The sequence below is a fragment of the Zoogloea sp. genome, assembly GCF_041914405.1.
Classification (GTDB): Bacteria; Pseudomonadota; Gammaproteobacteria; order Burkholderiales; family Rhodocyclaceae; genus Zoogloea.
Window position 1 is genome coordinate 34,696 of sequence record NZ_JAYSDK010000019.1, and the last position, 15,709, is coordinate 50,404.

14 protein-coding genes and 1 tRNA gene are annotated in these 15,709 nt (G+C 65.6%); 10 read left to right on the forward strand and 5 right to left on the reverse strand.

Features of this window, described 5'->3' with window-relative positions:
• The first annotated feature begins 188 nt into the window (after nt 1–188).
• From ACE3RX_RS12800 to ACE3RX_RS12830, 7 genes are all read left to right on the forward strand, one after another.
• On the forward strand, nt 189–959 hold the full coding sequence (locus tag ACE3RX_RS12800) for a cobalamin biosynthesis central domain-containing protein (RefSeq protein ID WP_374484113.1): 771 nt from the start codon (nt 189–191) through the stop codon (nt 957–959).
• Nucleotides 956–1,363 (forward strand): cobalamin biosynthesis protein, encoded by a 408-nt coding sequence (locus ACE3RX_RS12805; protein ID WP_374484115.1) that lies wholly within the window; start codon nt 956–958, stop codon nt 1,361–1,363. The genes ACE3RX_RS12800 and ACE3RX_RS12805 overlap by 4 nt, the downstream gene beginning before the upstream one ends.
• Entirely contained in the window at nt 1,360–2,346 is a 987-nt protein-coding gene (cobJ, locus tag ACE3RX_RS12810; protein ID WP_374484117.1) for a precorrin-3B C(17)-methyltransferase, read from the forward strand. Before ACE3RX_RS12805 ends, cobJ begins: the two co-directional genes overlap by 4 nt.
• Nucleotides 2,343–2,684, forward strand: a complete 342-nt coding sequence (locus ACE3RX_RS12815) for a ferredoxin (RefSeq protein ID WP_374484121.1) — start codon at nt 2,343–2,345, stop codon at nt 2,682–2,684. Before cobJ ends, ACE3RX_RS12815 begins: the two co-directional genes overlap by 4 nt.
• Nucleotides 2,685–2,697: 13 nt before the next feature.
• On the forward strand, nt 2,698–4,152 hold the full coding sequence (locus ACE3RX_RS12820) for a hypothetical protein (protein WP_374484124.1): 1,455 nt from the start codon (nt 2,698–2,700) through the stop codon (nt 4,150–4,152).
• A gap of 19 nt (nt 4,153–4,171) precedes the next feature.
• Nucleotides 4,172–6,286, forward strand: a complete 2,115-nt coding sequence (locus ACE3RX_RS12825) for a TonB-dependent receptor (RefSeq protein WP_374484126.1) — start codon at nt 4,172–4,174, stop codon at nt 6,284–6,286.
• A 400-nt stretch (nt 6,287–6,686) separates the two neighbouring features.
• Complete coding sequence (locus tag ACE3RX_RS12830) at nt 6,687–8,261, forward strand: diguanylate cyclase domain-containing protein (protein ID WP_374484128.1); 1,575 nt, start codon at nt 6,687–6,689, stop codon at nt 8,259–8,261.
• Between the two features lie 45 nt (nt 8,262–8,306).
• On the opposite strand, the gene ACE3RX_RS12835 is transcribed toward ACE3RX_RS12830, so the two are convergent.
• Nucleotides 8,307–8,394 (reverse strand) — tRNA-Ser (locus ACE3RX_RS12835).
• 156 nt (nt 8,395–8,550) lie between these two features.
• Between ACE3RX_RS12835 and ACE3RX_RS12840 the strand changes: the two genes are divergently transcribed.
• Nucleotides 8,551–9,237, forward strand: coding sequence for a Bax inhibitor-1/YccA family protein (locus ACE3RX_RS12840; protein WP_374484130.1), 687 nt, complete (start codon nt 8,551–8,553; stop codon nt 9,235–9,237).
• A 76-nt stretch (nt 9,238–9,313) separates the two neighbouring features.
• Here ACE3RX_RS12840 and rlmD read toward each other — a convergent pair whose 3' ends face one another.
• Nucleotides 9,314–10,612, reverse strand: a complete 1,299-nt coding sequence (gene rlmD, locus ACE3RX_RS12845) for a 23S rRNA (uracil(1939)-C(5))-methyltransferase RlmD (RefSeq protein WP_374484134.1) — start codon at nt 10,610–10,612, stop codon at nt 9,314–9,316.
• A 78-nt stretch (nt 10,613–10,690) separates the two neighbouring features.
• Here rlmD and ACE3RX_RS12850 point away from each other — a divergent pair, with 78 nt between their 5' ends.
• Together ACE3RX_RS12850 and ACE3RX_RS12855 are read left to right on the forward strand one after the other, a co-directional pair.
• Nucleotides 10,691–11,821 carry a JmjC domain-containing protein gene (locus ACE3RX_RS12850; RefSeq protein WP_374484136.1) on the forward strand — a complete coding sequence of 377 codons (1,131 nt, stop codon included), beginning with the start codon at nt 10,691–10,693 and terminating at the stop codon, nt 11,819–11,821.
• A gap of 173 nt (nt 11,822–11,994) precedes the next feature.
• The gene (locus tag ACE3RX_RS12855; RefSeq protein ID WP_374484138.1) at nt 11,995–12,243 is read left to right on the forward strand and encodes a hypothetical protein; all 249 of its coding nucleotides are present in this window, start codon (nt 11,995–11,997) and stop codon (nt 12,241–12,243) included.
• Nucleotides 12,244–12,403: 160 nt separating this feature from the next.
• Here the strand turns inward: ACE3RX_RS12855 and bamC are convergent, their stop codons facing one another.
• From bamC to ACE3RX_RS12870, 3 genes are all read right to left on the reverse strand, one after another.
• On the reverse strand, nt 12,404–13,582 hold the full coding sequence (bamC, locus tag ACE3RX_RS12860) for an outer membrane protein assembly factor BamC (protein ID WP_374484140.1): 1,179 nt from the start codon (nt 13,580–13,582) through the stop codon (nt 12,404–12,406).
• A gap of 29 nt (nt 13,583–13,611) precedes the next feature.
• A complete protein-coding gene (dapA, locus tag ACE3RX_RS12865; protein WP_374484142.1) occupies nt 13,612–14,490 on the reverse strand; it encodes a 4-hydroxy-tetrahydrodipicolinate synthase in 879 nt (292 codons plus the stop codon).
• Nucleotides 14,491–14,659: 169 nt separating this feature from the next.
• Complete coding sequence (locus ACE3RX_RS12870; RefSeq protein WP_374484144.1) at nt 14,660–15,586, reverse strand: histone deacetylase family protein; 927 nt, start codon at nt 15,584–15,586, stop codon at nt 14,660–14,662.
• Nucleotides 15,587–15,709: the final 123 nt, after the last annotated feature.

The following is a 15,709-nucleotide window of genomic DNA, read 5'->3' on the forward strand; positions in this document are numbered from 1 at the left end:
CCCCCTTCACGTTGGGGGTCTTTTTGTTGAGCCGTTTGGGGGGGCGATTTCTTGCGCCCATCGGGTGTTCCAACACCACCGGGGGGTATTTATTTCCCCCCCACAGACAGCCCCCACAGACAGCCCCCACAGCCCCCCCAAAAAACCAAGCACCTCACACAAAACACGCTCCAACGGAAACCCCCAGCATGTCCCAGCACCTGCCCTTCCCCACCAGCCGCATTGCGGTCGTTTCCATCACCCGCCACGGCATTGCGCTGGCTGGCCGTGTGGTCGCCGCGCTGCCCGGTGCGCGCCTGTTCGCGCCCGAGAAATTCGCCACAGAGGCCGAAGCTGCCGCGCCGGGCGCCGCCGCCTGCTACGCCGGCAAGACCGGGGAGCAGATCCCCATCCTGTTCTCCAACTTCGACGGCATCGTCGCGATCGTCTCCCTCGGCGCGATGGTGCGGCTGGTCGCCCCCTACCTGGTCAAGAAGGAATCCGACCCCGGCGTGGTGGTCATCGACGAGGCCGGGCGCTTCGTGATCCCGATGCTGTCCGGCCACCTGGGCGGCGCCAACGCGCTGGCCGGCACCATTGCCAGCGCGCTGGACGCCACGCCGGTACTCACCACGGCGTCCGACGCGCGCCAGACCCTGGCCGTCGATCTGCTCGGCCGCGAACTCGGATGGACCTTCGAAGCCAGCCACGACGAGGTCGTGCGGGCCAGCGCCGCGGTGGTGAACGACGAACTGGTGGCCGTCGTGCAGGAAGCCGGCAGCCCTGACTGGTGGCAACGTCACGCCAACGGCCGCAGCGGACCGCTGCCAGGCAACCTGGTGCCCTTCGCGCGCCTGGAGGACGTGGAACCCGAGCGCTTCGGCGCCGTGCTGTGGATCAGCCACCGGGACGAACCGGCGGAACTGGCGCCGCGCCTGGCCGGCAAGCGCGTCATCTACCGCCCGCCGGTAACCCAATGAGCCCGCGCCAGCCCCTTGCCCTCGGCATCGGCTGCGACCGCGGCACGCCGGCGGCCAGCCTGGCCTGGGTCGTCGTCGAGGCGCTGGCCCTGTGCGGCGCCACGCTGCAGGACGTGGTCGCCGTCGCCAGCATCGATCTGAAGGCCGACGAACCGGGCCTGCAGGAATTCGCCCACTGGCAGGGCTGGCACATCACCTTCTACCCGGCCGCCGCGCTGGCCGGGATCGAAGTCCCCAACCCATCGGAAACCGTCCGCAAATACACCGGCACGCCGTCCGTCTCGGAAGCCGCCGCGCTGCTGGCGGCCGGCACCGACATGCGCCAGTTGCTCGTCGAAAAACACAAATACCGCGGCCCCGACGGCCGTAACGCCACCGTCTCCATCGCGAGGATTCCCCAATGAACGACATCGCCTCCGCCGCCCCGCGCGGCAAGATCATGCTGGTCGGCCTCGGCCCGGGCAGCCACGAGCACCTCACCGCCCGCGCCCGCGCTGCCATCGCCGAAGCCGACACGGTGATCGGCTACGTCACCTACATCCGCCTGGTGGCCGACCTGCTGGAGGGCAAGGAAGTCATCAAGAAGTCGATGACCGAGGAGCTCGACCGGGCCATCGAGTCCCTCGACCGTGCCCGCCAGGGCAAGAAGGTGGCGCTCATCTCGTCCGGCGACGCCGGCGTGTACGGCATGGCGGGGCCGACCTTCGAGGTGCTGTTCCAGGCCGGATGGACGCCGGATTCGGACATCGAGGTGGAGATCATCCCCGGTGCGTCGGCCCTCAACACCTGCGCGGCGCTGGTCGGCGCACCGCTGACCCACGACTTCTGCGCGATCTCCCTGTCCGACCTGCTGACCCCGTGGCCGACCATCGCCCGCCGCCTGGAGGCGGTAGCCGCCTCCGACTTCGTGGTGGCACTCTACAATCCCAAGAGCGGACGCCGCACCCGCCAGATCGTCGAAGCCCGCCGCCTGTTCCTGCGCCACCGCCGGCCGGATACGCCGGTGGCCATCGTCAAGTCGGCCTACCGCCCCAAGCAACGCATCGAATTCACCACCCTCGAGAAAATGACCGACTGCGACATCGGCATGCTGTCCACCGTGCTGATCGGCAACTCCAACACCTTCGTCAAGCACGGCCTGATGGTCACGCCGCGGGGCTACGCCAACAAGTACGACGTGGACAGCGGCAGCACCCGCAACGGCGAGAAGGCCGGCCGCTCCCTGTCCACCGGCCTCGACGGCTGGCTGGCCGCCATCCACGGCAGCACGCTGTCCGCAGCCGAACTGGCGCGGGAATACCGTCTGCCCGAGGACTACATCGCCGAGTTGCTGGCTGAGCCTTTCGAGGACGACAGCGCGGCCCCCGCCGAGGAGGCCGAGGCGTGAGCGAGCCCATCAAGCCGAAGATCGGCGGCTACCGCCGCCACCTGCTGGTGTGCACCGGCCCGCGCTGCACCGCCGACGGCCAGTCGCAGGCGCTGTTCGACAGCCTCGGTGCCAAGTTCAAGGCGGCCGGGCTCGATGCCGGCGAGCTGCGCGTCAAGCGCACCCGCGCGGCCTGCTTCGCCGCCTGCAAGGGCGGCCCGATCCTGTGCGTGCAGCCGGACGGCACCTGGTACTACGGCGTCACGGACGCGGTGATGGACCGCATCGTCAACGAGCATCTGGTCGGCGGCCAACCGGTGGCCGAGCACGTCTTCCACCAGGCCGGCGAGCCGGATTAAACACCACGCACCGATGTCCGCACGTTTCTCCCGCCTCCTGCATATTTTCCACCGCTGGCTCGGCATCAGTGCCGGCCTGCTGGTGCTGGGCTGGTTCGTGTCCGGCCTGGTGATGCTGTACTCACCCTTTCCGCGCCTGACGGTGGATGAGCGGGTGCAGCATCTGGAAGTCCTGCACGGCGAGGCAGTGCAGATCAGCCCCGCCGAGGCGGCCACCCAATGCCCCGGCACGCCGCGCGGCGTGCGCCTGGCCATGCTCGGCGAGCGTCCGGTCTATCACTTCAGCGGCGGCAAACCGGCCTGCAGCGTGTGGGCCGACGACGGCCGCTGGGTCGGCCCGGTGTCTGCCGAGATGGCCCTGGAGGCAGCCCGGCGTTTCCTGCCTGGCGTAACGCTGACAGAGCCGGAACGCATCGAGCGCGACCAGTGGAGCGTGTACAGCAGCTACAACGCCCACCGCCCGCTGTACCGCATCGCGGCTGACGACGCGGCCGGCACGGTGCTCTACGTATCGTCGAAGAGCGGCGAGGTGCTGGCCGACACCAACCGCCGCGAGCGCCTGCTCGGCTGGCTGGGCAGCGTGCCCCACTGGATCTACTTCACCCCGCTGCGCGGCGACGACCTGGGCACCTGGCGCGTGCTGGTGTTGTGGCTACCACCCATCGCGCTGCTGACCGCCGTCGCCGGCCTGGCGCTGGGCATCCAGCGTGTGCGTGTGCGACAACGTTACCCGCGCGGCCAGATCACGCCCTACCACGGCTGGAAACGCTGGCACCATCTGGCCGGGCTGGCCGTCGGCGGCTTCGCCGTCACCTGGCTGCTGTCCGGCTGGCTGTCCAACCATCCCTTCGGCTTGTTGGAGATGAGCAGCCCGCCACCCGGCAGCGCTCAGCGCCTGGCCGGCGGCCCTTTCCGCCCGTCTGCCGACGTCGCCCTGCTGCGCCGCCAGCTGGCCCAGGTGCCGGATGCCCGCGAAGCCGAGTGGTATCGCTTCGGCGGCCGGAACTACCTCGAAGTACGCACGCCGGCGGGGCCCCGCCGGCTGAACGATCAGGCTCATGCCGCCGCACCCATCGACGTGCCCACTCTCTCCGCCGCCATCGAAGCCATCGAACACCGGCCAGTGGCCCAGGCCGAGCTGATCGACCACGAAGACCTCTACCACTACGGCCGCAACAGCCCTGCGGTGCTGCCGGCCGTGCGCATCCGCCTGGCCGCCCCCCAGGACACCACCTGGTATCTGGACCCGGCGACCGGCCGCATCCTGCAGCGCATCGACGCTGCCAACCGCTGGCACCGCTGGGTCTTCAACGCCCTGCACCGCCTCGACTTTCCACCCCTCGCCAGCCTGCCCGGGCTGCGGGAGGGGCTGATCACCCTGCTCTGCCTGCTCGGCGCCTGCCTGGCCGGCAGTGGCTGTGTCATCGGCTGGCGCCGGCTGTTCCGCCGGCGTCCGCCCCCCGCCTAGCCACCTCAAGGAAACCTCCATGAAGAAGCTTTTCGCTCGCCCCTCCCGGGGGGCGCTGGCCCTGCTCGTCTCCAGCATTGGCACCACCGCCCACGGCGCCGGCATTCCGACGCTGCAGGAAGTCACGGTCAGCACCAGCAAACAGGACCTGATCGGCGTCGCCGACTCGGCCACCGAAGGCACGGTGACCGCCGCCCAGTTGCGCAACCGCCCGCTGCTGCGCCCGGCCGAGGCGCTGGAGACGGTGCCCGGAATGATCGTCACCCAGCACTCCGGCGACGGCAAGGCCAACCAGTACTTCCTGCGCGGCTTCAACCTCGACCATGGCAGCGACTTCGCCACCAGCCTGCTCGGCATGCCGGTCAACATGGCCAGCCACGCCCACGGCCAGGGCTACATGGACCTCAACTTCCTGATCCCGGAGCTGGTCCAAGGCATTGCCTACCGCAAGGGCCCCAACGCCGCCGAGGATGGCGACTTCGCCACCACCGGCTCGGCGCTCATCGACTACCGGCGCAAGCTGGACGGCAACTTCGTGGACCTCGGCCTCGGCCAGAACGGCTACCAGCGCATCCTCGCCGCCGGCAGCCGGGCCCTCGGCGCGCCGGACAGCGGCGACAGCCGCCAGCTGCTGGCCGCCGTCGAGCTGATGGGCAACGACGGCCCGTGGGAGCAGCCCGAGAACCTGGTGCGCCGCAACGCCGTGCTGCGCCTGTCGGACGGCACCTCCGCCCACGGCTACGCAATCACCGCGATGGCCTACTCGGCGGCGTGGACAGCCACCGAGCACGTGCCGCAGCGAGCCATCACCCGCGGCGAGATCGGCCGCTACGGCGCCCTGTCTGCGCGCGACGGCGGACGCACGCACCGCCACAGCCTGTCGGCCGAATGGGGCCGCCTCGGCGAGGCCACCGCCAGCAAGGCCAACGCCTACGTGATCGACTACGGCCTCAACCTGTTCTCCGCCCCGTCCGGCTACATCAATGGCCTTCAAGGCGACCAGCACGAGCAGGCCGACCGCCGCTTCATCTGGGGCGGTGACGGCCGCCACGCGTGGTTCCTCGGCCCGGCGTGGCGTGATACCGAACTGGCGGTGGGCGCCCACCTGCGTCAGGACCGCATCGGCAAGGTCGGCCTGTATTCCACCGTGGATCGGGCCCGCACGGCCACCGTGCGCGAGGACCGCATCACCGAGACCAGCCTCGGCGTCTTTGCCGAAGCCCGCACCCAATGGACGCGCTGGCTGCGCAGCACCGCGGCGCTGCGCCGCGACGAACTGCGCGCCGACGTCACGCCCCTTGGCGGCCCCTACAACATGGACAACCGCGGCCACGCCCGCGCAGGGCAAACCAGTCCGAAAGTCGGTTTCATCTTCGGCCCCTTCAACCTGGCCGGTGCCACCGAGTTCTACGCCAACTGGGGCCACGGCTTCCACAGCAACGACGCCCGCGGCGCCACCAGCCGCACCAACCCGGCCGACGGCAGTGCGCTCGAGCGGGTGCCGCTGATCGTCAAGGCCAAGGGCTCGGAAATCGGACTGCGCGCCGCGCCGCTGCCGGGCTGGAACACCAGCATATCGATGTGGCAGATGAACCTGGCGTCCGAGCTGGTCTTCATCGGCGACGAGGGCATCACCGAGCCCAAGGGCGCGTCGCGCCGCCACGGCCTGGAGTGGGCCAACTACATCACCCCGACGGACGGCCTCATCATCGACGCCGACCTGGCCCTGTCCAAGGCCCGCTTCAAGGACGCCGCAGCCGGCGCCGACCGGGTGCCCAACGCGATCCCCGTCACCGCCTCGGTCGGTGTCGCGGTGGACCGCGGCGGTCCCTGGCACGGCGGCCTGCGCCTGCGCTACCTGGGCGCCTACCCGCTGGAAGAGACCGGCGAACACAAGTCCACGCCCTTCTGGACCGCCAACCTCAAGCTCGCCTACCGCGCCTCGGCCCGCGTGCAGTTCAGCATGGATGTGCTCAACCTGTTCAACCGCCACGCCAACGACATCGAGTACTGGGGCGGCGCCTGCACGCGCAGTGAAACGCTGGGCGGCAGCTGCAACGGCGGCATCGACGGGCGCCTGGTCCATCCGCTCGAGCCGCGCAGCCTCCGTCTTGGCCTGCGCATCGGCTTCTGATGCCGGCACATGCCATTCCGCCCTCTGCGAATTGACATCTGGCATGGCATAAAACGTATCAATACGATCTGAATCGAGTTCGTAGCGCATCCATAAGCATTCTGCCCGACCAGAATCGGATTCTCGGTCGGCAGAACCGTTATCTCATCCCCCGGAGTTCAATATTGCCGGGCGAACATTCGATGTGCACGCGGCAATATTGAATGCGCCCCCGATATGCCGATAAAGCCGGCAGGCATAAGCACGCCGCCGTCGCGACAGCGTCCGCGGCCGCCATCGCCTCCTGTGCGTGACACAGCAGGCTTGAACGCAGCAAGACGATGGAGGATCCTTGATCTGTCGCCCGCCAATGGACGGCACATAACAACAACAGCACGATACGTACTTTCGAGGAGCCGAGATGGGCACTGCCCTGGAGACGCTTCTCCATTACTTCGGACGCATCATCCTGCCCGGCCTGCTCGCGCTGGGCCTTGCCGGGCTGGCCCACGGCGAGGAGCCGTCGCAGGTCTTTCACGTCGGCATCACCTCCTTCCGCGACAAGTCGGTGACGCTGCGGGAATGGAGCCCGACCATGGACTACCTGGCGGGCAAGATCCCCGGCAGCCGCTTCGTGGCCGTGCCGATGAACCTGCACGAGTTCGAGGCGGCCGTCAGCCGGCACGAGATCGACTTCGTCATCACCAATCCCGAACACTACATCCTGCTCGAGACGGTCCATGGGGTTTCCCGCGTCGCCACCCTGGTCAAGCGCGACAACGGCGTCCTCGTCAATCAGTTCGGCGGGGTGATCTTCACGCGCGCCGACCGCGACGACATCCGCGACCTGGGCGACGTGAAAGGCAAGCGGATCGCCTCGGTGGACCGCAGCTCCTTCGCCGCCTTCCTGCTGCAATACGACTTGCTGAAAGAGCACGATGTGGACGTCGACCGCGACTGCCACGTGGATTTCCTCGGCTTTCCCCAGGACCTCAGCGTCCGCGCCGTGCTCGACGGGCGCGCCGACGTGGGCTTCGTGCGCAGCAGCGTGCTCGAAGCGATGGCCCGCGAAGGCAAGATCGACCTGGCGCAGGTCCGGATCCTGCATCCCTCCCACGCCGGTGGCTTCCCCTTCCTGATCTCCACCGGCCTGTTCCCGGAATGGCCCTTCGCCGCCGCACCGCAAGTGCCCATCGACATCCGCAACCAGGTCGCCGCCGCGCTGCTAACGATGCCGCCGGATGCCCCCGCCGCCCGCAGCGCACGCTACTACCGCTGGTCGACGCCGGTGGAATACCTGAGCGTGCAGAACCTGATGCGCCGGCATCACATCTATCCCTACGACAAGGTAGACAGCATCGCCCTCAAGGATCTCGTACAGCGCTACGCCGCCCAGGTGCTGATCGCCACCCTGTCCGTCCTGCTGCTGATGGCCACCCTGTACCTGCGCGCCCGCCGCCTGAACAAGGCCCTCATCCAGTCCCGCCAGCAGCTCGACCACCTGGCCCACTACGACGCCCTCACCGGCCTGCCCAACCGCAACCTCCTGGACTACGACCTTGAGCGGGCGATCATCCACGCCCGACGCACCGGCGAGGAGTTCGCGGTGTGCCTGCTCGACCTGGATGGCTTCAAGCCGATCAACGACACCTGGGGCCACAAGGTCGGCGACGACGTGCTGCGCGAAGTCGCCCAGCACATGCAGGCAGTGCTGCGCGGCGAGGACACGGTGGCCCGCTGGGGCGGCGACGAGTTCGTGCTGCTGCTCAAGAGCGTCGCCAACCCGCAGCACCTGGCCGAGATCGTCGAGCGCATCCTGCGCGCGGTGGACGCCCCCCTCCGCTGCACCGCCGACGCCCGCGTCCGCGCCAGCATCGGTGTCTGCCTCTACCCCCAGCACGCAACGAGCGCCAAGGAACTCCTGAAACACGCCGACGAGGCGATGTACCGGGCCAAGCAGGCCGGCGGCAACCGCTTCGTGATCCATGGGCGCTAGAAAGTAAAAAAGCCCTGACGAATCAGGGCTTTTTTTACTCAATTCTGGCGGAAGCGGTGAGATTCGAACTCACGATGGGTTTCCCCACGCCGGTTTTCAAGACCGGTGCATTCAACCACTCTGCCACGCTTCCAATGCATTGCCCGTAAGCCGATGCAGGGCGCGCATTCTAACATGGGCGCCCGTTTCGCCAAGCCGCTTGAAATAGAGCGGCGGTTGAAACTTCCTGGGGCCTTCGCTACTCTCAGTCGGTGCAGGCCATCCTGCTAATGTCATTCGGAGGATTTACATGCAACTCGACACTTACGGTCAGCAAACGCAGGTCTTGTCGCAAAGCGCCAACCGCGTGCTGCGCAATACCTACCTGCTGCTCGCACTTTCCATGGTGCCGACCGTTGCCGGTGCGCTGATCGGCGTACAAATGCAGTTCTCGTTCCTGGCGGGCAGCCCGCTGATGAGCTTCCTGCTCTTCATGGGGATTTCCTTCGCGTTCTTCTACGGGATCGAGAAAAACAAGAACAGCGGCGTCGGCGTAGCCCTTCTGCTGGCTTTCACCTTTTTCATGGGCCTGATGCTGTCTCGCATCCTGCAGGTGGCGCTCGGCTTCTCCAACGGCGGCTCGATGATCGCGCTGGCCGGTGGCGGCACCGCGGCCATCTTCGCGACCATGGCGGGCATCGCCAGCGTCTCCAAGCGCGATTTCAGCAACATGGGCAAGTTCCTGACCGTCGGCCTGGTGGTCGTGCTGATCGCGATGGTGGCCAACATCTTCCTGCAGATGCCGGTGCTCCACCTCGTCATCTCGGCGGTCGTGGTGCTGCTGTTCTCCGGCTACATCCTGTACGACATCAGCAACATCGTGCAGGGTGGCGAGACCAACTACGTGACGGCCACGCTGGCGGTGTACCTGGACATCTACAATGTGTTCGTCAGTCTGCTGAACCTGATCATGTCCTTCACCGGCGAACGCGACTGAGCGTCATCGGCGTCACCTGATCAGCAAAAACCCCCGGCATGCCGGGGGTTTTTGTTCGTACCTTCGACCAGGCCGCTCAGTCCCGCTCAAACAGTGCGATGGACTCCACGTGGGAGGTCTGCGGGAACATGTTGGCGATGCCCGCCCCCTTCAGCTGATAGCCCTTCTCCTTGGTCAGCACCGCGGTGTCGCGGGCCAGCGTGGCCGGGTTGCAGGACACATAGACGATACGCTTCGGCGCCTGCTCGCCAATTGCCTTGACCACCGCGATGGCGCCTTCCCGCGGCGGGTCGATGAGCATCTTGTCCAGATGGCCGAGGGCCGCCAGGCTGTCCTCGGTGGCTTCGAAGAGGTTGGCGGCGTAGAACTCGCAACGCTCGGCAAGGCCATTCGCGGCTGCATTCTCACCAGCACGGCGGACCAGCGTCTCGCTGCCTTCGACGCCGACCACGTGGGCACCCAGAGCGGCGATCGGCAGGCTGAAGTTGCCGAGGCCGCAGAACAGGTCGGCGATGCGCTCGCCGGGCCGCGGGTCGAGCAACTGCATCGAGCGCCGCATCAGCACGCGGTTGATCCACATATTGACCTGCGTGAAGTCGGTCGGGCGGAAAGCCATCGACACGCCGAACTCCGGCAGCGTGTAGGCCAGCCCGGGCGCCTCGGCGGGATGCAGCCGATGGGCGGAATCCGGCCCATGGGGCTGCAGCCACACCTGCACCTGCTCTGCCTCCGCGAAGGCCTTCAAGCTCGCCATATCGGCCTTGCTGAGCGGTACGATGTGGCGGAACACCAAGACCGTGATTCCTTCGCCAACAGCAATCTCGATCTGCGGCAGCCGGTCGGGTACGGACAGGCCGGCCACCAGCTTGCGCAGGCGCGGCACCATGTCCGACACATGCGGCGGCAGAATCGCGCAGCTCTCCATCGGCGCCACGTAGCTGCTGCGCCGCTCGTGGAAGCCGATCAAGACGCCGCCCTTGCTCGGCACCACGCGTACAGTAAGGCGCGCGCGGTAACGGTAGCCCCAGTCCGGCCCGACGATGGGCGGATAAAGCACGTCAGGCTTCGCACGGCCGATGTGCCACAGGGCGTTTTCCAGCACACGCTGCTTCGCGGCCACCTGAGCGCCCGACTCCAGGTGCTGCATGCTGCAGCCACCGCAGACACCGAAATGCTTGCAACGCGGCTCAACGCGTTGGGAGCTGGCCTGCAGCACGCGATCCACATCGGCCACCTCGAAATTCGGCTTGACCCTGTGGGACGTGAATGTCACCCGCTCGCCCGGCAGGGCACCTTCGATGAAGATCGTCTTTCCGTCGAGATGGGTGACGCCGCGCCCCTCGTGGTCGAGGGATTCGATGACCGCTTCGCGCATGGCCGGGAGTCCAGAAATGAAGGGCGCCATTTTAGCGGCGGGACCGGCCTTTGCAAGGCGAACGGCTATAATCGCGCGATGACGAACACACTCTTGGGCGGCCTGACGGCAGAGGAATTCCTCGCCGAATACTGGCAAAAGAAACCACTGCTGATCCGCCAGGCAGTTCCCGGCTTCACCGGCGTCGTAACCAAGGACGAACTCTTCGAACTGGCCCGCGACCCAGACGTAGAATCCCGCTACGTCACCCATGACAACAAATCCTGGGAAGTCATCCACGGCCCGCAGAAGGCCTCCGACCTGCGCCGCAAGAAACATCCGTGGACGGTACTGGTGCAGGGCCTCAACCTGTTCTGCCCGGATGGCGACGAATTGCTGCACCGTTTCGACTTCATCCCCCAGGCGCGCCTGGACGACCTGATGGTCAGCTATGCGATCGACGGTGGCGGCGTCGGCCCGCACTTCGACAACTACGACGTGTTCCTGCTGCAGGGTATCGGCCAGCGTCGCTGGCTGATCAGCAACCAGGAAGACCGAAGCCTCGTCGAGGATGCGCCCCTGAAGATCCTGCAGAACTTCCAGCCCGTTTACGACTGGGTGCTGGAATCCGGCGACATGCTCTACCTGCCCCCCCACTGGGCGCACAACGGCATCGCCATCGGTGAATGCACGACCTACTCGATCGGCTTCCGCTCGCCGACCTCCCAGGAACTCGCCCAGCAGTTCATGGGCCATCTGCAGGAGACGATCCAGATCGATGGCATCTACGCCGACCCGGACCTGAAACTCCAGGCCCATTCGGCCGAAATCGGCGATGCGATGATCGACCGGGTAGTGGATACCCTCAAGCGCATCACCTGGAACCGTGAGGACGTGCGTGATTTCCTCGGCGCCTATCTCACCGAACCCAAGCCCCACGTGTTTTTCGACTGCCCGGACGAACCGCTGGAACACGAAGAGTTCGTCGCCGCCGGCCTGGCCGATGGCTACCGGCTCGATGCGCGCAGCCTGCTGCTGTTTTCCGGCGGCCGCTTCTTCATGAATGGCGAGCCGGTTCCGGTCGAAGAAGAAGACCTCGCAATTCTGCAGAGTCTGGCCGATCAGCGCCGCCTCGATTCGGTGGTTGGCCTGTCCGAGGAAGGCCTGGCACTGCTGTATGACTGGTACTGCTGCGGCTTTGCACATCCATCAAAATCGCTGATTGAATAAGGCAGAAGTTTGATTTAATGGCTTGACAAGTGCTTATCCCTGTTGCGGCAACGCAACAATGTCTTTATTCAAGCACTTCGTCCGTGATAGCATTCGAACCAGATCGGGTCCCCCACCTGATTGCTCCTAAATTTAGGTTGTTGTACTTCATTTATCGATAAGGGAAATCAACAATGAAACAATCTCTCCTGGTTGCTGCTCTCGTTGCACTCGCTGTTTCCGCTTGCGGCAAGAAGGAAGAGCCGAAGCCCGTTGAAGCTCCGGCCCCCGCTCCCGCTGCTGCTCCCGCTCCGGAAGCCAAGCCCGCTGAAGCTGCTCCCGCCGCTGCTCCGGCTGCTGACGCTGCCAAGCCCGCTGACGCTGCTGCTCCGGCCGCTGACGCTGCCAAGCCCGCTGAAGCCGCTCCCGCCGAGAAGAAGTAATCAGGTTTTCTCCGGTAGCAAAAAAAGCCAACCTGCGGGTTGGCTTTTTTATTGCCATTTGCCTGCCGGCCCAGCCAATGGCAGGCTCGGTGAACCCTTTGCGCAAATGAAAAAAAGCCGGAGCATGCCCCGGCTTTTTTGTAACAGCTGGCAACAAGAATTACTTGAGCTGCTCGAACAGCAGGCCAAGGATCTTGCGCGCCGAATCGGACGTATCCGTACCGCCTTCGCGGGTCAGAACCTGCACCGACGACGAAGCGGAATCCCCCGACTTCACGTAGATGCGATACTGGTTACCCGACTGGATCGACGGCTTTGAATCACTACTGCGCCAGAAAGCCAGCTTGGACAACAAGCCCTCGTCGCCCTTCTTCTTGACGTCGACTTCCGGATCCACGTAACGCACGTAATAGATGCCTTGGGAGCGGTCACGGTCCTCAACCGTGAAGCCGACTCGGTCGAGGGCCAGGCCGACGCGCCGCCAGGCGCGGTCGAATCCCTCTTGGACCTGCAGCACGGAAGCACCACCGGAGGCGCTCTGCAGCTTGGCCTTGTCGGCGACCGGAGCCGCCGCGATCTGCGCCTTGGCCCGCGTTTCATCGGCACCGAGGCGAATCATCAGGCGTTGCAGGAATTCGGCCTCCAGCTCGGGATCAGCCGGGCGCGGCTGCCAGACGGTACGGTCCTTCGCTTCGTTCGGGTAGATTTCCATCATGCCGCGGTGGCTGATGTAGATCTCGACCGAACCCGGCGTATTGCTCGTTTCCAGACGAGTCCGGAACTTGTCCCGCTCCGGAGTCGAATACAGGCCGTCGATCACCTTGCCGAGGGTGCGGCGGATAATGTCGTTGTCGATCTTTGCGCGGTTCTCAGCCCAGTCGGTTTCCATCACGCCGATCTCCGGACGATCGACGTTCAGCAGGAAACCGTTTTCCTGCCAGAACTCGCGGACCTGCGGCCACAGCTTGTCGGCCGTACCCGGCACGACCAGCCAGCGCTGGCTGCCGGAGCGCTCGACGCGCATCTTGTCGATGGACTGCGGCGCAACGACGGTCGCCGGCTTGGCAACTGCCGCAGAGCCGGCCTGCGGCCCGCCGCGCTCCGCGTTGTAGGCGGAAAAAGTGGCCGAGCCCTTGGGGTTCAGATCCGGCACGGCATAACGATCGTCCGCGGCGGGAGTGGTGAGATCGGGCGGAACCTCCAGCGAAGGCAGCGTGGCGGCAGATGCCGCGCTCTTGTAATCGATCTTCTTCGATTCCAGCAAGGAACCGGAGCAACCGGCGAGCGCAATCGTCGCGACGACGATTGCCGAACCGGAAGCCAGCTTACGGCTTTGCATGCGTAACCCTCGGGATGGGAAGTACAAACTCAAACTTCGATGCCAGCCTGACGCATCGCGTCACGCACGCGCTCGTGGCAGCTGTCGGACAGGCGGGTCAGCGGCAGGCGGATGCCGGAGCCGATGAGACCCATTTGTTCGACCGCCCACTTGACGGGGATCGGATTGGCTTCGCAGAACAGGTGGCGGTGCAGGCCAACCAGCTTGGCATTGATCTCGCGGGCCTTCACGCCCTCACCGGCGGAAGCAGCGACGCAAAGCTCATGCATCAGGCGCGGCGCGACGTTGGCCGTGACCGAGATGGTGCCGTGGCCGCCCAGCAGGATGAAGGCCAGGGCGGTCATGTCGTCGCCGGTGTACAGCGCGAAATCCTTGGGAGCCCGGGCGATCAGGTCGCAGGCGCGATCGATATTGCCGGTTGCATCCTTGATACCGATGATGTTCGGGATCTCGGCCAGACGCAGCGCGGTGTCGTTAGACATGTCTGCAACGGTGCGCCCCGGCACGTTGTAGAGAATCGTCGGCAGCGGGCTCGCCTCGGCGATGGCACGGAAGTGCTGGTAGAGGCCTTCCTGGGTCGGGCGGTTGTAGTAAGGCACGACCGACAGACCGGCGACCGCACCAGCCTCGCGCGCGAATTCGCTCAGCTCGATGGCCTCGCGGGTGGAGTTCGCCCCCGTGCCGGCGATGACGGGAATGCGTCCAGCGGCATGCTCGACAGCAACGCGGATCAGCTCGCAGTGCTCCTCGACATTCACCGTCGGCGATTCGCCGGTGGTGCCGACGACGACAATACCATCGGTACCTTCCTTGACGTGGAAGTCGATGAGGCTGCGGAAACGGGAAATATCCAGGCTGCCATCTTCGAGCATCGGGGTAACGATGGCGACAATCGAACCGGTAATCATGAGCTAGTGCTGGAGAGGGAAAGTTGAGTATTGTACCCAATCACTTCGCGAAGCATAGACGGGTGCAAACAGCGGTTACCAAAAGGCCGACACGAGCGTGACGAAGTCACGCCGACCATGAAACGAAAAACCCGCCGCGGCGGGTTTGCGCCGGAGTTTTGGCGATCAATTACAGGTCGGCCAGCGCCTTGACGTGCGCCACAACGCTGCGGGCCAACGACGACAGCGAATAACCACCTTCCAGCAAGGACACGATGCGGCGCCCGGCACATTCGGCAGCAACGGTCTTGAGCTGCTCGGTGGCCCACACGTAATCAGCTTCGACCAGGCCCATGGAACCCATGTCGTCCTCGTAATGGGCATCGAAGCCGGCCGAGATGAAGATCATCTCGGGTGCGTGATTGCGCAGCGCCGGCATCCAGATATTGGTGACGACCTCGCGGAAGACGTCCCCCCGGCTGCCCGCCTTCATCGGGACATTGACCATGTTGGGGGCCGGATTGTCGGCGCCGCTGTATGGGTAGAACGGATGCTGGAAGATGCTGACCATCAGCACGCGGGGATCGTCGCGGAAGATGTCTTCCGTGCCGTTGCCGTGATGCACATCGAAATCCACCACCGCAACCCGCTTCAGGCCGTGCGCCTCCAGCGCATGCCTCGCCGCCACCGCCACATTGTTGAAGAAGCAGAAACCCATCGCCTTGCCGGCCTCGGCATGGTGGCCGGGCGGACGGATTGCGCAGAACGCGTTCTCGGCCTGGCCGGAGATCACCAGGTCGGTGGCGTAAACACCTGCCCCGGCCGAGCGCAGCGCTGCCTTCATGGTGTTGGGGCACAGGGCCGTGTCCGGATCCAGGTGACGGATGCCGTGCTCTGGCACACTGGCCAGGAGTTCTTCCACGTGCTCCCTGGGATGCGCCCGTGAAAGCTGCTCGATGGTCGCCTGCGGTGCGTCATGAAAGGCCAGGTACATATCGAGGCCCGCCGCAATCAGACGGTCGTTGATCGCACCGAGACGCTCCGGAGACTCCGGGTGATGCTCACCCATGTTATGCAACCAGCAATCCCGGTGCGTGATGAATGCGGTACTCGTCATAGACTCTCCCCTGCCTCTCGCAGTGTCTTGTTATACGTCGTGAATGCTTGCACTCTCCGGCGTACGCCTTGTCCGGCGCGAACTCCGCAACCTTGTACCGGTCATTGGAGCACGACGCCGAGA

Bases quoted from the DNA above. Each gene is read 5' to 3' on its own strand.
- ACE3RX_RS12800 (WP_374484113.1), top strand. From the start codon at position 189: ATGTCCCAGCACCTGCCCTTCCCCACCAGCCGCATTGCGGTCGTTTCC.
- ACE3RX_RS12805 (WP_374484115.1), top strand. From the start codon at position 956: ATGAGCCCGCGCCAGCCCCTTGCCCTCGGCATCGGCTGCGACCGCGGC.
- cobJ (WP_374484117.1), top strand. From the start codon at position 1,360: ATGAACGACATCGCCTCCGCCGCCCCGCGCGGCAAGATCATGCTGGTC.
- ACE3RX_RS12820 (WP_374484124.1), top strand. From the start codon at position 2,698: ATGTCCGCACGTTTCTCCCGCCTCCTGCATATTTTCCACCGCTGGCTC.
- ACE3RX_RS12825 (WP_374484126.1), top strand. From the start codon at position 4,172: ATGAAGAAGCTTTTCGCTCGCCCCTCCCGGGGGGCGCTGGCCCTGCTC.
- ACE3RX_RS12830 (WP_374484128.1), top strand. From the start codon at position 6,687: ATGGGCACTGCCCTGGAGACGCTTCTCCATTACTTCGGACGCATCATC.
- ACE3RX_RS12840 (WP_374484130.1), top strand. From the start codon at position 8,551: ATGCAACTCGACACTTACGGTCAGCAAACGCAGGTCTTGTCGCAAAGC.
- rlmD (WP_374484134.1), bottom strand. From the start codon at position 10,612: ATGCGCGAAGCGGTCATCGAATCCCTCGACCACGAGGGGCGCGGCGTC.
- ACE3RX_RS12850 (WP_374484136.1), top strand. From the start codon at position 10,691: ATGACGAACACACTCTTGGGCGGCCTGACGGCAGAGGAATTCCTCGCC.
- ACE3RX_RS12855 (WP_374484138.1), top strand. From the start codon at position 11,995: ATGAAACAATCTCTCCTGGTTGCTGCTCTCGTTGCACTCGCTGTTTCC.
- bamC (WP_374484140.1), bottom strand. From the start codon at position 13,582: ATGCAAAGCCGTAAGCTGGCTTCCGGTTCGGCAATCGTCGTCGCGACG.
- dapA (WP_374484142.1), bottom strand. From the start codon at position 14,490: ATGATTACCGGTTCGATTGTCGCCATCGTTACCCCGATGCTCGAAGAT.
- ACE3RX_RS12870 (WP_374484144.1), bottom strand. From the start codon at position 15,586: ATGACGAGTACCGCATTCATCACGCACCGGGATTGCTGGTTGCATAAC.